Raw genomic sequence first — 13,892 nt, 5'->3', positions numbered from 1 at the left:
TCTTATTTTAACTTACTGATATGTTCAGCAACTGCTTTGATATCTGTATCTGAAAGTCTTGTTACTTGACCTTTCATTACACCTTTCATTGGTCCACCATAAGAACCATCTTTATAACCTTTTAAAGCTGCAATAGTTTTTTCTACATCCCAACCTTTTATTACAGCTGATTTTCCTAAAGCTTGTTTTTCAGCATTTGCACCATGGCATCCAACACATGAATTATAAATTTTAGCTCCATCACTTGCAAATAAAGTTGTTCCTGCAATTACAGCTAAGCTTATTAAGATTTTTTTAGTAGTTTTCATATCATACTCCTTGATTTTTATAAAAGAAGTATAAATATTAATCGTGCAGTGATTGTGAAAGATTTATTTTACTATTCTAATTTACCAAATACTTTATATTTATCCCAATAAATATCTAATGCTTTAGTTAAGTCGCTATTATTTAAAGTAGTGGCTTTTTTTACACCAAACCTTTTAATAAAGGCTTCTGGCATAATAGTAGTCTCTTTTGTAGGATTATTTAAATAAGTTGCCATTGCCTCTTTTACGCTACGTTCACTACTATATTTTAAAAGATATCTATAAAAATATTTATCAATTGATACAGGGAGTTTTTTATGACAAGATACACAATTATTTTCGTAAATACTATTTGCATTTAAAAATATTGTAAAATAAAAAAGAATAAAAACTATTTTTACCATGTTACTTCCATTTTTGTACCTACTTTTTCTTTTGATTGAACATTAATATGTAAGTTATACTCTTTTGCAATCATTGAAACAATATTTAAACCTATTCCAAAGCCCCCTACACTTTTATCAAAACGAGTATATCTTTCAAAAAGTTGCTCAACTTGATTTTTACTCATACCTTTTCCGCTATCTTCAATAATTAAACTACCCTCTTGTAAAGAGACTTTTATTATGCCTTTTACTTTATTATATTTTATTGCATTTGATAAAAGATTATCAATTAACTTTGATATCTTCTTATTATCACAAAAAATAAATATATCTTCTTTTATAGAAGTTTTTATCTCTATTTTTTTAACATCAGCAAGGGTTTTAAAGTAATCAACCCTTTGTTTTACTATTTTTGAAAGTTCTATATTCTCATCTTGTGAAATGATTTTATTGTTTAATGTAAGGTAAGTTAAATCTTCATAGATATTAGATATTGTTTTAGCTCCTGTATCTATTCTTTTTATTTTTTTTGCTAACTTTTCATCTAAAGAATCAATATCTATCATTTCTACATTTGTAATTACAGCTGATACAGGAGTATTTAGTTCATGGGTTGTATCCTTAATAAATCTATCAAGTAAATGTAAAGCATCTCTCATTGGCTTTAAAAATAGCTTTAGTAAAAAATACCCAAAGAAAACCATAAAAGTAAAAGCTATTAAAATAAATAATGCAATCTCTTTTTTTAACTTCTCAAACCAAATTAGATTATCATCTATTTCTAAAACTACATATTTAGCACCTAAATAGTATGATTCTGGTTGCTCAACAAAGTGTATTTTTGAATCAGTTGTATAAACTTCACTATTAAAATCAACCTTTTTTGACTCTAAAGTTGAAAAAATAAGCTTTTTATCGCTGTCATAAATTGCAGAATTAAAATTTTCATCCCTTGGGTAGAATTTATATTTATCAAAATTGATATGTAAGTCTTTTAATCTAAATATTAATTCACTAGAATAATCTTGCATCAAAGCTCTTTTTTGTTGAAGCATCAAATCTTTTTGAAATGAATAATATAAAAATGAAATAAATAGCAATATAACTATTGTAAAAAAAGAGTATAGGGTTAAAAAGCCTAAAAGGGTCTTTTTTTCACTTTGAGTTAAATCTATATCCAAGCTTTTTAAGACTAACAATTTTATCTTTTCCTAAAATTTTTCGTAAATTTTTTATATAGGTTCTAAGTGAATTATCACTTGGTTCTTCATCATAATCCCAAACATTTTCAAATATTCTTTCATGAACTAATAACTCATCACTATTTTGCAAAAAGAATTTCAATAATTTAAGCTCTTTTAGATTTAAAGGAACAATCTTTTCATCTTTGATTAATTCATTTGTTTTTGTATTAAATTTTACATTATCTGTAATATCAAGTAACTCTTGCTTTTGAGAGTACTCTCTTTTTATAATAGTTTGAACTCTTAATAATAGTTCTTTTAATTCAAAAGGCTTTCTAATATAGTCATCACAACCACTTTCAAACCCTTCTTCTAAAGAGTCCATAGAGTTTAAAGAAGTGATAAATATTGCAGGTGTTTTATTCCCCTCTTTTCTAAGCTGTTTTAAAAGCTCAAAACCATTCATTGTAGGTACATTTACATCAAGTAAAAAAAGATCAAATTTTTGTTCATAAATAAGCTCATTAGCTTCATCTCCATCATAAGCAGCTACTACATCAAAACCCTGCTCTTCAAAGTAATCCACAACTGTTTCACTAAGAGTTAAATCATCCTCTAAAAGTAATAGTTTTATTTTCATTATTTCTTCATCTTTTTTAAGTTCTTTTGATACATTGTTTTTTCTTTTGGAGTCATTGTAGAAATTCTACTTTTTAATTCATTTTGGAACTTCTTTTTATTTTTTTTATCAACATAACCCATTATAGAAATAAGCTCTTGTGTACTCATCTCCGAAAAGTTCTCTGCAAATGCAAATGTAGCGAAAAGTGCAATAATTAAAATACTTAAGTGTTTTTTCATATACTATTCTCTTAAATAATTTTTGATATGATAACATATTAATTGTAGAAAAATCGTAAACAAAAACTATTATAAACATAAAAAAGAGAGATATATGAAAAAAACACTACTACTTTCTATTTTTGCATCAGTTATTTTATCAGGATGCTTTGGTGGACAACAAAAAGAACAGACTTGGACATCTTTAATTTATCCAGATAAAAGCAATGAAAAAAGAAGTAAAAAATATAAAGTTTTCAAAACTTTAGAACAGTGTCAAATTGAATCAAAAAAAGAATTAGAACGATTAAACTTAAATACAAGAGGCACTTATCAGTGTGGATTAAACTGTGAATATCATGAAGGAATGAAATTAGATATTTGCGAAAAACTTAGCAAATAAATTTTAAATGCAAAAGATAAACCTAAAATACCTTTTTAAACTACTACTTGAAAATAAAAAAGCACTTATTCTTGGTCAAGTAGTAACAATCATAGCAATAGCAATTAGTGTACCTATACCTCTAATGTTACCTGCTTTGGTAGATGAAGTATTACTTAATAAACCAGACTTTTTTTTAAATAATATTAATTCTATTTTTGGAGAAGGAAATGCTTTTTATTATATAGCTATTGTAACTGTAGCTGTAATACTGTTGAGGTTTCTATATTTTCTTTTTAATATTATAACAACAAAAATTTTTACTAAGATATCAAAATACATAACCTTTGAAATAAGAAAAAAAGCAATTAAACATCTTGAGAAAGTATGTATGAATGAATATGAAGGCCTTGGAAGTGGATCTATTGCTGCAAATTTAGTAACTGATGTTAATACTTTAGATGACTTTATTATAAAAGGAGCTAGTAAATTTGTATCTTCTGTTTTAACTCTTATTGCAGTGTCTATTGTAATGATTGCTATTCACCCTGTATTAGGATTGATGATTTTATTAATACAGCCAATAATAATGTTTATATCAAAAAAAATAGCAAAAAAAGTTGGAGTATTAAAAAAAGAAGAGAATCAAGCAATAGAAGAGTTTCAAAATGATATTGGAGAAACTTTAGAACTATTTGGACAAATAAAAGCAAGTAATAAAGAGAACTATTTTTTTGAAAATTCAATTAAAAAAGCCAACAACATAAAAAATACTTCAAATGAGTACAACTATAAAAGTGTTGCTTATGAGAGATTTTCATTTACTGTTTTTTTAGCTTCTTTTGAAATCCTTAGAGCTTCAGGGTTATTAATGGTTGCATATAGTGACCTTAGTATTGGTATGATGTTTGCAATGTTTGGATATATTTGGTTTATTATGACTCCCGTGCAAGACATTCTTTCTATGCAATACTCTTATACAACTGCAAGTGCAGCTATGAAAAGAATAAATAAAATATTTACACTTAATAAAGAGCATTCAGGGAAAATTGTTTTAGAAAAAAATAGTGCAGTTCATATAAAAATACAAAATCTTTCTTTTTCATATACTAAAGATAAAAAAACCTTACAAGATATCTCTTTTGAAATAAAACCAAAGGACAAAATTGCTCTTATTGGAGCAAGTGGAAGTGGAAAAACTACTTTAAGTCAACTAATAGCAGGTTTTTATGAAAAAACCTCTGGAGATATAAAATACAACAATATTAGTAGTGATACAATAGATAAAAAGTCATTAAGAGAGTCTATTTTTTTAGTTTTACAAATGCCTATATTATTTAATAATACTCTTAGGTTTAATATAACAATGGGAAACGAAAGTGTAAGTGAAGAGATGATTTTCAAAGCTTTAGAAGTAGCACAACTAAAAGATACTGTTTTAAATATGCAAAATGGCTTAGATACTATTGTTGGAAGACATGGAATTAGACTTAGTGGAGGTCAAAGACAAAGATTATCTATTGCTAGAATGATTATTGCAGATCCTAGTGTAGTTATTTTTGATGAATCTACTTCTGCATTAGATGTACACACAGAAGCAAAACTATTTAATGATTTAAAAGAGTTTTTAGAAAATAAAACTGTCATAACAATTGCACATAGACTAAGTACAGTGAAAAATGCAAATATAATATATGTTTTAAATGAAGGACAATTAGTTCAAAGTGGTAGCCATGATGAACTAGAAGATGAAGAAGGACATTATTTAGATTTTGTAAAAAACCAACTTATATAAAGGAGTACTTATTATTTACTATTTAACATTAGAAGATTTACAAAATGAAGAAATACTAAATAATCATATATACTCAAATATGAAAGAAAACTACTATTGGAGTGATGACTTATCATGTGAGTTTTATATTGAAGCTGCAAAAAAAGGATTTATCACTACATCAATGTATTACCAAGAAAAGTTTGTTTTACTTCCTGAGATACAATTTGACTACGCAGTATTACATTTTGATGATATTAAGATTCCTAGAAAAGTAAAAAAATTGATAAAGGAAAATAACTATATTCTTGACATAAGTCAAGATCTTGAAAAAGTTCTAAATAAAATTAATACTTATCATCCCAATTCATGGTTAACACAAGAGTATATAAACATATTAAATAACATTAAATTTAATTCTGACTTATATGAAAACTTTAATTTATTTTGTATAGAATTATACGAAAAAAATGACAAAAAACTCATTTCTGGAGAGATTGGCTATCAAATTGGCTCAATTTATACATCATTATCAGGTTTTACTACAAAAAATAAAAAATATAATAATTGGGGAAAATTACAATTGGTTTTATTAAATGATTATTTGAAAAGTAATAATTATAAAATGTGGAATTTAGGGCATCCGCAGCTACAATACAAGATTGATTTAGGTGCTAAAATTTATAATAGAAAAGAGTTTTTAAAGCTCTGGAATAAAAATAAATAAGATACTTCCTTATTATATTTGTCACGTTTTTAAAAATTTAAAAAGAATTGTCTCAAAAATGTCTCAATTTTAAGCTTTCCTATAATTATATGTGTTATAATTAAAATAAAAATATGAGGTGTCATTATGAGCAGTAATATTACAATTGATTTAACAAAAGATATGGAAAGATTTCTAAAAAGTAAAGCTAGAGAGTTTAATTTACCTCTTGAAGAAACTTTAAAAGAGATTTTAAGTCAGCAAGTTGATAGTAGAATTGATTTAGGTAAAGGTTTCTACTATGATAAAGTATTAAAAAAAGTTTTTGATAGAAAAAATATTGATGTGGGTCTTACAAAAACTCAAATGAATATTTTCCATACTATATTAAGAAACCAAGGAACAATTGTTGATGTAGAAACAATTAAAAAGAATGCTTGGAAAGATAAGAATACTTCTATCTTTACACTAAGAAATATGATTAAACAAATAAGAGATAAAACTTATTATGGATTAATTAAAAGCCACTCAAGTAGAGGATACTCTGCAGGATTTTAATATTTAGACACTTTTGTGTCTAAATATTCACTTTTTTTATAATACTTAACTAAATTACCCTACTTCATAATAATATATTGATTATTTTAAACTCTAGAAATAATAAGGCACAACGGTAAGCTGGATTTTGTTTTTGACAATAATTTATCTAGTTGCTAAATTACTTAAGCAATCTTGCGAAGAGCATAAATGTGAAGTTTATTACCAATCTCTTCTTGCTGCTGGTTGGGTTTACATAGCCACTAAAATTACTTAAAGTGCTGGTGGGCTCTTACTCCACCCTTTCAGCCTTACCAATATAAACTGGCGGTCTTCTCTCTGTTGCACTGTCCCTTAGGTTACCCTAGCCATTCGTTAAATGGAACCATACTTCACTGCAGCCCAGACTTTCCTCTTGAAGATTCAAGCTATTGTCTGTTGTACCTTAGGCGAAATAGTAGCTAAAAAATGTTTATTTTTTTATAATATCGTAATAAGATGGTGGAATAAATCTAAAAAAGTCTTCTTCAATCTCTTCATTTTGAACCACATTTTCAAATTTAATAACAATTGAATTATCTAACTCATCTTTGTATGAAACTTCTTTTATTTTATTTTCATCAATTACAAGTTCATATTTTCTATTATAAAAAAATGATTCATATCTATTTTTTGATATTTTCTTTGAGCCTTGTAAAATACTTAAGATATTAAGTTCTTCTTTTAGTTTTGTATAAATAACCTGTTCTAACTCAGGTTCATCAATAACTACAATATCATTTAATAAAAATACATTCTTCTTTATTGGAGTAATATATTTCCATAATACTCTATCATTGTTTTTTATAAATACTTTTCCATTATAAGAGATAGCTTTACCTGCTTCATTGGTAACTGTCTGAGTAAAATTTGCTTGAAAAGTTTTAATTTCTTTTAATTCATCCATTGCTAATAAATTTGAAAATGTAATTATTACAAATAGTAAAAGTCTATAAACCATTTTTTAACCTTGTTTTTTATATAATCTTGCGATTATAACTAATACCAAATTAAACTAAAAGTATGGCGAAAGATTTGGTAAAAAGGAATTTATTTTATGATTAATATGTTTTCAAAGATATTTGGGACTTCAAACGATAGAGAAGTAAAAAAATATAGAAAAAGAGCTAATCAAATCACTGCTTTAGAAACAACATACCAAGCTATGACTGATGAGGAACTTCAATCTTCTTTTAATACTTTAAAAGAAAAAGTTTTACAAGAAGAGGTAAAATTAGATGAAGTATTAAATGACTCTTTTGCAATTACTAGAGAAGCTAGTAAAAGAATACTAAAAATGAGACACCATGATGTTCAATTAATTGGTGGAATGGTTCTAAACGATGGAAGAATTGCAGAGATGAAAACAGGTGAAGGTAAAACATTAGTTGCTACTTTGCCAGTTGTTTTAAATGCAATGACAGGAAAAGGTGTTCATGTTGTTACAGTAAATGATTATCTTGCAAGTAGAGATGCCCAAGAATTAGAACCTCTATACAACTTTTTAGGTTTTCAAGTAGGAGCTATTACAGGAAATTTAAAAGATGATGAGCAAAGAAAAGAACAATATAATGCAGACATAACTTATGGTACAAATAATGAATTTGGTTTTGATTATCTAAGAGATAATATGCATTATGATTTAGAAGAAAAAGTGCAAAGACAACACCACTTTGTTATTGTAGATGAAGTTGACTCTATTTTAATTGATGAAGCAAGAACTCCTTTAATTATTTCAGGACCTACTAATCATAAAAGTGCCGATTATGTAAAATCACAACAAATTGCAATGCAATTAGAAAAAGGTGAACTAATTGAGCCTAAAAACCCTAATGAAAAGCCATACTCTACTGGTGACTTTACTGTTGATGAAAAGAATAGATCTGTTTTATTAACAGAAGAAGGTATTGAAAAAGCTGAAAAACTATATGAAGTTGATAATCTATACTCTTTAGAAAATGCAATGTTATCACACAATCTTGATCAAGCTTTAAAAGCAAACTATATTTTTGAAAAAGATGTGGATTATGTTGTAAAAAACAATGAAGTAATTATTGTTGATGAATTTACAGGAAGGCTTAGTGAAGGTAGAAGATTCTCAGAAGGACTACATCAAGCTTTAGAAGCCAAAGAAAATGTTGCTATTCAAGAAGAATCGCAAACACTTGCAGACATTACATTCCAAAACTATTTTAGAATGTATGATAAATTAGCAGGTATGACAGGTACTGCTCAAACTGAAGCAACTGAGTTTGCAGAAATTTATAACTTAGATGTTGTATCTATTCCTACAAATGTAGCTATTCAAAGAATTGATAAAAATGACTTAATTTATAAAAGTGAAGCAGAAAAATTTGATGCAGTTGCTAAAAAAATAAAAGAGTACCATGAAAAAGGTCAACCTGTTCTTGTTGGTACTGCTTCAATTGAAAAATCAGAACATTTAAATAACTTACTATCAAAATTAAAAATCCCTCACACAGTTTTAAATGCTAAGCAACACGAAAAAGAAGGTAAAATTATTGCTGATGCTGGACAAAAAGGTGCAGTAACAATTGCTACAAATATGGCTGGGCGTGGTGTTGATATTAAACTAAATGAAGAGACTCTTGCCTTAGGTGGTTTAGCAATTATTGGTACTGAAAGACATGAATCAAGAAGAATCGATAACCAATTAAGAGGTAGATCAGGACGTCAAGGTGATGTTGGTGAATCTCAATTTTATTTATCTTTAGAAGATAACCTTTTAAGAATCTTTGGAAGTGATAAAATTAAAGGTATTATGGAAAGAATTGGTATTGAAGAAGGTGAGCATATTGAGTCTAAAATGGTTACAAGAGCCGTTGAAAATGCACAGAAAAAAGTAGAATCAATGCACTTTGAAAGTAGAAAACACTTACTTGAATATGATGATGTTGCAAATGAACAAAGAAAAGTTATCTATGCATTTAGAAATGACTTATTAAACCCTGATTATAATATTGACTCTAAACTTGATGAAAACAGAGCTGAATATATTCAAAATCTTCTTATGAATGCTGAAATTATTGATGGTATGCCTTCTGAAGACTTTAATTATGAGTTTATTATTACTAAATTCAAAGAAGAACTTAACTTATTAGTAGAAAAAGATGATATCGTGGCTGAAGATTATGCTTCATTAGAAGAGAAATTAATCTCTATTATTAAAGAAGTTTATGAACAAAAAATGGGTGTTGCAGCTCCTGAACAAAAAAGTGAAATAGAAAGAATTCTTTATTTACAAATTCTTGATAAAGCATGGAGAGAACACTTATACTCTATGGATACTCTGAAAACTGGTATTGGCCTTAGAGGTTATAACCAAAAAGACCCACTAGTTGAATATAAAAAAGAGTCTTATAATATGTTTATTGAACTTATTTCAAATATTAAAAATGAGATTATCAAAGTATTATTTACTGTTCAACTACAAAGTCAAGAAGATGCACAAAAAGAGAGAGAAGCTTTAGAAAAAATGAAAGCTGAAATGGAAGAAGCTAACGAAGGTGCCATTACAAACCTTGAAGAGCAACAAATTCTTTCAAATGAGAAAAAAATAGCTAGAAACGAACCTTGTCCTTGTGGTAGTGGTAAAAAATATAAACATTGTCATGGTAAAAGTGGACCTAAAAGAGGTTTAGTGGCAGGAAACTAATTTGAATAAAGAATTAGTAAATTTTATTGTCAAAAAATATCTAAAATTTGACAAAAAAAATCCTTTTATATCAATAAGTGCTATTTTAGCATTTATTGGTGTTGCAATTGGAGTTATGGTTTTAATTATAACTATGGCCATAATGAATGGAACTGCAAAAGAGTTTGAGAATAAACTTTTTACAATGAACTATCCTTTATCTATTTATCCAAAATTCCAAAATAGTGTTGACAAAAACCTTCTTAAATCTTTAGAAGAAGAGTTTCCTAACTTAAAATTCTCTCCATATTTAAGTTCTCAAGTAATCCTTCAAAGTGGCGAATCTATGAATGGTGGTATGATTTTTGGAGTTGATCCAAAAAGAGAAGCTCCTATTAACTCTATTTATAAAAAAGCTATTAAAAATTTAGAATTAAACAAATATGATATAGTAGTTGGAGATGGTATAAAACAGAATCTATATTTAACACAAAAAGAAAAAGTCACTTTATATTTTACTTCTTTAAGCCCTACTGGTCTTTCAATGATGCCAAAACTAAAAAGGTTTACATATAAAGGCTCTTTTAAATCTGGTCTTCATGCTTATGATAAAACTTATGTATATACATCAATGGAAGCTTTGCATACATTGCTTAAAAAGCCTAAAACTATTTATGATGGTATTCATGTATATTCTGATAATGCAATGAAAGATATAAAGCCTTTAAAAGAGTTTTTAGCATTAAATGGTGGAGCTGGAGTTGTTGGATGGTGGCAACAAAATGGAAACTTCTTTGCAGCAATGGAAATGGAAAAGAAAGCTTTATTTATTGTTTTAATGCTAATTATTCTAGTTGCATCCCTTAATATCATCTCTTCTTTACTTATGACAGTTATGAGTAGAAGAAAAGAAATTGCCCTACTTTTATCAATGGGTGCAACTTCTAAAGAGATAAAAAAAATATTTTTAAAACTAGGAACTATTATTGGTTTCTCAGGGATTATAACTGGTGTTGGATTAGGTTTTTTTGGTATGTGGATTCTTGACACATTTGAAGTTATTTCGCTTCCTGCAGATGTTTATGGAACTTCTAAACTACCTTTAGACCTTTCAAGCCTTGATTTTATTTCTATTGTAATTGGAGCTGCTATTATTGTTTTAATTTCATCATACTATCCAGCTAAAAAAGCTACAAATATTGATGTTATTGATGTTTTAAGAAATGAGTAGAATTTTTTCTACTCACTAATTGAATCATAAATTTTCTTTGGTGTTTGTATTAATCTTTTAAAGAAGTTTACAGGAGCATTTATTCCATCTTTTGCTAAGTTTGTTTTGTATTCTGGGTTTTGTAGAGTTCCATAAATTTCTACTTGTGTATCTACTCTTTTTTCATCCCCTAAAAATAAATAGTTAAATACTGGAATTTCACTAACTATTTTAGAATAATCTTTTAAGAAAATAAGTTTTAACTTTGAATCTATTTGAGAATTTTCAAAATTAATTGTTGCTTCTCCATCAAAATCAATTCCATTTCCTTTTGTAAATATCTTAAACATATTTAAAACTTTTGAATCAAAGTTATAAGTGAAATCAACTCTTCCATCTGTTACTCTATATCCATTTATATTAAAGCCACCATTTGTAGCCATACCTACAACTGATGGAATAGCTAATAGTGGATTAATTAGTCCAGGAGAAGTATTTATAAATATAAGTAAGTTATTTAAAATTGCTAAATCTTTTATCTTACTCTCTTTTATAAATGCTGTACCATTTACTATTTTATCTTTCCCATAGGCACTTATGTTTACATTTCCACCACTTATCAAGTCTTTATTTAATAAAGAATTCAAAAACTCATCACTCATATTTTTTGCTTCTAGTCTTAAGTTACCATTAAAATCTTGATTATAAAGAAAACTTGTATCTTTATATTTTAATTCTACATTTGTTGAGTGTTCAGCAAAAGTAAAATCATAGTTTTCTGCTTTAATTACATAATCCTTATTTACAATAATATTTGAGTTTTTACCTTTTACATAATAAGAAATTGTTTCTTCTTTATTCACTTCTTCAGTGTTATATACTAAATTATAATTTGTTAAATCTATAAATACCTTTTCTTCATCTAAAAGGTATTTGATACCTAGTTTTTTATCTTTTGAATTTAACTTTACAACATTATCTTTATATAAACCATTTAACACTAAGTTTTTTATTATTTTTCCATCTTTTGAAAAAGGCAGGTCTAATTCAAGAACTTTAGCATCAAATTTAATTTCTTTATTTTCTAAATTAATTTTTGCCCACTGTACTTTGTAAGTAGTGTCTTTATTAATTTTGATTTTTGAATTTTTCATTTCTATATTTAAAGAAGGAATTTTACCTTGTAAAGAGTTCTCTTCTTGAGTTATAACTAAATCTATTCCATCTAATTTTAGTAAAGGTAATTCATTTTTACTAATAATAATGTCAATATCAGAGTTATTAGTCTTTATTTCAGTAGAATCTTCTTTTATAATTCCATTTGCTTTTAATTCAGTTATTTTCTTTCCATTCTTTTCAAAAGGAAAATCTAACTCTTTTAAATTGGTTTTAAAAGATATATCTTCTTCACCTTTTATATTAACTTCTAAGTCCCCTACTTTTACGTCAAGCTCTTTTAAAAGTTCAGAATAAGGATTTAAAACACCTAAATCATTAATTTTTAGACTAAAAAGTTCATCATCTATTAAAATACTTGAGTTTAAACTATCTAAAAAAAATTTTGTTTTTTCTTTAAAATCTATTATTAAAGGTATCTTTTGACCTGACAAATTAATTAAGCTCTTTTCATCGGCAAGTATATTAAAAGATGTAATATCAACTTGCCCTTTAGCTATTAAGTTTTTTGTATCAATATCTAAATCTAGAACACCTTCAATTAAGTCTTTATGTTTTACTAATGATTTATTGATAAATACATCATTATCTTTTAAAACAACATCTGCTTTTTTTGTATAAAATTCAAAATCATTTAATTTTAAAGTTGCATCTTCTAAAATAAACTTTCCATCTATATCCATCTTTTTAGATGCCATATATGGAATTTTTAATATTAAACTAGAATCTGCTTTTCCTGAGAGTTGTTTTAATGGCAATTTAATTTTATAAGCTCTTAAAATTTCTAAAATATCATCATTTAACATAGATTTTGTTTTTAAATCAACTACTACTAAACCTTTTTGCATGCTTGTAAGATTTGGAATATAAACTTCACTTCCATAAATTTCACTATTTCCATACATTGGTTTTTCTAAATCAAAAGATAAAGTATCATTCTCATAAGTAACTTTTAACTTAGGAGTATTTACTGTTTTTGCATCTTTATGAAATCTAATCTTAGCATCAGTAATTATTGCTTCACCATTTATAGAATCAAGAATTACCTCTTTATTTTTTAAGTCAACTTGTCCATATAAATAGTTTAAATCAATATCACCTTCTACATTGTCATACATCCAAGCTTCTGCTACTTTGTCAAGCCTAAACATCTCTTTCAAAAAAGCAATTGATTTAATTGAATGAGTTGTATTTACATAAAAATCTAAAATATCTTCTTTTATATTTAGATTTAATTCTCCATCAATATTATCTTTATTGAAATATCCAAAAAAGTTAATTATTCCCTTTGAAGCATCAATTTTAGACTCACCAAAAAGTGTTAGATTTAAGCTTTTTACATAAAAGGAATAAAGTTGCATGTGCAGTTCATCATCTACAAATTTTAAGTTTGCAGAAATATTCATATCTTTATTATTAAGATAGAACTCTTGATTATCTATTAATAAAGTAAGTTCATTATCTTTTATTTTTAGTTTTTTAATATCTATTTTTTCAAAATAATTTAAAATTCTAGGTACCTGTAAAAACCTCTCTTTAAGGTCTTCTACACTTACTTCTTTTTTACTTGAAACATAATCAAACACTAACTCATCAAGTTCTAAAATAAGTTTTTTATCATATTTTAAATACAATTTCGAAATTGAAAAATTACCTAATGAAAAAGAATCAATTTTAATCCCAGAAAAAATGAGA

13 protein-coding genes and 1 other RNA gene are annotated in these 13,892 nt (G+C 26.5%); 6 read left to right on the top strand and 8 right to left on the bottom strand.

Going from position 1 to position 13,892, the window contains the following annotated elements:
• Nucleotides 1–2: 2 nt before the first annotated feature.
• From CRV01_RS11195 to CRV01_RS11175, 5 genes are all read right to left on the bottom strand, one after another.
• Entirely contained in the window at nucleotides 3–308 is a 306-nt protein-coding gene (locus CRV01_RS11195) for a c-type cytochrome (RefSeq protein ID WP_129008295.1), read from the bottom strand.
• A gap of 71 nt (nucleotides 309–379) precedes the next feature.
• On the bottom strand, nucleotides 380–712 hold the full coding sequence (locus CRV01_RS11190; RefSeq protein ID WP_129008294.1) for a hypothetical protein: 333 nt from the start codon (nucleotides 710–712) through the stop codon (nucleotides 380–382).
• A complete protein-coding gene (locus CRV01_RS11185; RefSeq protein WP_309109212.1) occupies nucleotides 706–1,725 on the bottom strand; it encodes a HAMP domain-containing sensor histidine kinase in 1,020 nt (339 codons plus the stop codon). The genes CRV01_RS11190 and CRV01_RS11185 overlap by 7 nt, the downstream gene beginning before the upstream one ends.
• A gap of 124 nt (nucleotides 1,726–1,849) precedes the next feature.
• Nucleotides 1,850–2,518 (bottom strand): response regulator transcription factor, encoded by a 669-nt coding sequence (locus CRV01_RS11180; RefSeq protein ID WP_129008292.1) that lies wholly within the window; start codon nucleotides 2,516–2,518, stop codon nucleotides 1,850–1,852.
• Nucleotides 2,518–2,739, bottom strand: a complete 222-nt coding sequence (locus CRV01_RS11175) for a DUF1104 domain-containing protein (RefSeq protein WP_129008291.1) — start codon at nucleotides 2,737–2,739, stop codon at nucleotides 2,518–2,520. Before CRV01_RS11175 ends, CRV01_RS11180 begins: the two co-directional genes overlap by 1 nt.
• A gap of 94 nt (nucleotides 2,740–2,833) precedes the next feature.
• Between CRV01_RS11175 and CRV01_RS11170 the strand changes: the two genes are divergently transcribed.
• From CRV01_RS11170 to CRV01_RS11155, 4 genes are all read left to right on the top strand, one after another.
• On the top strand, nucleotides 2,834–3,121 hold the full coding sequence (locus CRV01_RS11170; protein ID WP_129008290.1) for a hypothetical protein: 288 nt from the start codon (nucleotides 2,834–2,836) through the stop codon (nucleotides 3,119–3,121).
• 7 nt (nucleotides 3,122–3,128) lie between these two features.
• Nucleotides 3,129–4,895 (top strand): ABC transporter ATP-binding protein, encoded by a 1,767-nt coding sequence (locus CRV01_RS11165; protein ID WP_129008289.1) that lies wholly within the window; start codon nucleotides 3,129–3,131, stop codon nucleotides 4,893–4,895.
• Between the two features lie 79 nt (nucleotides 4,896–4,974).
• The gene (locus CRV01_RS11160; RefSeq protein ID WP_129008288.1) at nucleotides 4,975–5,601 is read left to right on the top strand and encodes a hypothetical protein; all 627 of its coding nucleotides are present in this window, start codon (nucleotides 4,975–4,977) and stop codon (nucleotides 5,599–5,601) included.
• A 126-nt stretch (nucleotides 5,602–5,727) separates the two neighbouring features.
• On the top strand, nucleotides 5,728–6,138 hold the full coding sequence (locus CRV01_RS11155; protein WP_129008287.1) for a helix-turn-helix domain-containing protein: 411 nt from the start codon (nucleotides 5,728–5,730) through the stop codon (nucleotides 6,136–6,138).
• 100 nt (nucleotides 6,139–6,238) lie between these two features.
• On the opposite strand, the gene rnpB is transcribed toward CRV01_RS11155, so the two are convergent.
• An RNA gene (gene rnpB, locus CRV01_RS11150) (RNase P RNA component class A) lies at nucleotides 6,239–6,564 on the bottom strand.
• Nucleotides 6,565–6,589: 25 nt separating this feature from the next.
• Complete coding sequence (lolA, locus tag CRV01_RS11145; RefSeq protein WP_129008286.1) at nucleotides 6,590–7,117, bottom strand: LolA-like outer membrane lipoprotein chaperone; 528 nt, start codon at nucleotides 7,115–7,117, stop codon at nucleotides 6,590–6,592.
• Nucleotides 7,118–7,213: 96 nt separating this feature from the next.
• Between lolA and secA the strand changes: the two genes are divergently transcribed.
• A complete protein-coding gene (secA, locus tag CRV01_RS11140) occupies nucleotides 7,214–9,832 on the top strand; it encodes a preprotein translocase subunit SecA (RefSeq protein ID WP_129008285.1) in 2,619 nt (872 codons plus the stop codon).
• Between the two features lies 1 nt (nucleotide 9,833).
• Nucleotides 9,834–11,042 carry an ABC transporter permease gene (locus tag CRV01_RS11135; protein ID WP_129008284.1) on the top strand — a complete coding sequence of 403 codons (1,209 nt, stop codon included), beginning with the start codon at nucleotides 9,834–9,836 and terminating at the stop codon, nucleotides 11,040–11,042.
• An 8-nt stretch (nucleotides 11,043–11,050) separates the two neighbouring features.
• Here the strand turns inward: CRV01_RS11135 and CRV01_RS11130 are convergent, their stop codons facing one another.
• The gene (locus tag CRV01_RS11130) at nucleotides 11,051–13,831 is read right to left on the bottom strand and encodes an AsmA-like C-terminal domain-containing protein (RefSeq protein ID WP_164970055.1); all 2,781 of its coding nucleotides are present in this window, start codon (nucleotides 13,829–13,831) and stop codon (nucleotides 11,051–11,053) included.
• Nucleotides 13,832–13,892 lie beyond the last annotated feature (61 nt).

It is taken from the genome of Arcobacter sp. CECT 8983, from assembly GCF_004118855.1.
Classification (GTDB): Bacteria; Campylobacterota; Campylobacteria; order Campylobacterales; family Arcobacteraceae; genus Halarcobacter.
Note: the sequence above shows the minus strand (reverse complement) of the source record. Positions and strands in the feature narration are given on the sequence as shown.

What these genes read in the sequence shown, in the direction of transcription:
- CRV01_RS11195 (WP_129008295.1), bottom strand. Translation starts at nt 308, where the DNA reads ATGAAAACTACTAAAAAAATCTTAATAAGCTTAGCTGTAATTGCAGGA.
- CRV01_RS11190 (WP_129008294.1), bottom strand. Translation starts at nt 712, where the DNA reads ATGGTAAAAATAGTTTTTATTCTTTTTTATTTTACAATATTTTTAAAT.
- CRV01_RS11185 (WP_309109212.1), bottom strand. Translation starts at nt 1,725, where the DNA reads ATGCAAGATTATTCTAGTGAATTAATATTTAGATTAAAAGACTTACAT.
- CRV01_RS11180 (WP_129008292.1), bottom strand. Translation starts at nt 2,518, where the DNA reads ATGAAAATAAAACTATTACTTTTAGAGGATGATTTAACTCTTAGTGAA.
- CRV01_RS11175 (WP_129008291.1), bottom strand. Translation starts at nt 2,739, where the DNA reads ATGAAAAAACACTTAAGTATTTTAATTATTGCACTTTTCGCTACATTT.
- CRV01_RS11170 (WP_129008290.1), top strand. Translation starts at nt 2,834, where the DNA reads ATGAAAAAAACACTACTACTTTCTATTTTTGCATCAGTTATTTTATCA.
- CRV01_RS11165 (WP_129008289.1), top strand. Translation starts at nt 3,129, where the DNA reads ATGCAAAAGATAAACCTAAAATACCTTTTTAAACTACTACTTGAAAAT.
- CRV01_RS11160 (WP_129008288.1), top strand. Translation starts at nt 4,975, where the DNA reads ATGAAAGAAAACTACTATTGGAGTGATGACTTATCATGTGAGTTTTAT.
- CRV01_RS11155 (WP_129008287.1), top strand. Translation starts at nt 5,728, where the DNA reads ATGAGCAGTAATATTACAATTGATTTAACAAAAGATATGGAAAGATTT.
- lolA (WP_129008286.1), bottom strand. Translation starts at nt 7,117, where the DNA reads ATGGTTTATAGACTTTTACTATTTGTAATAATTACATTTTCAAATTTA.
- secA (WP_129008285.1), top strand. Translation starts at nt 7,214, where the DNA reads ATGATTAATATGTTTTCAAAGATATTTGGGACTTCAAACGATAGAGAA.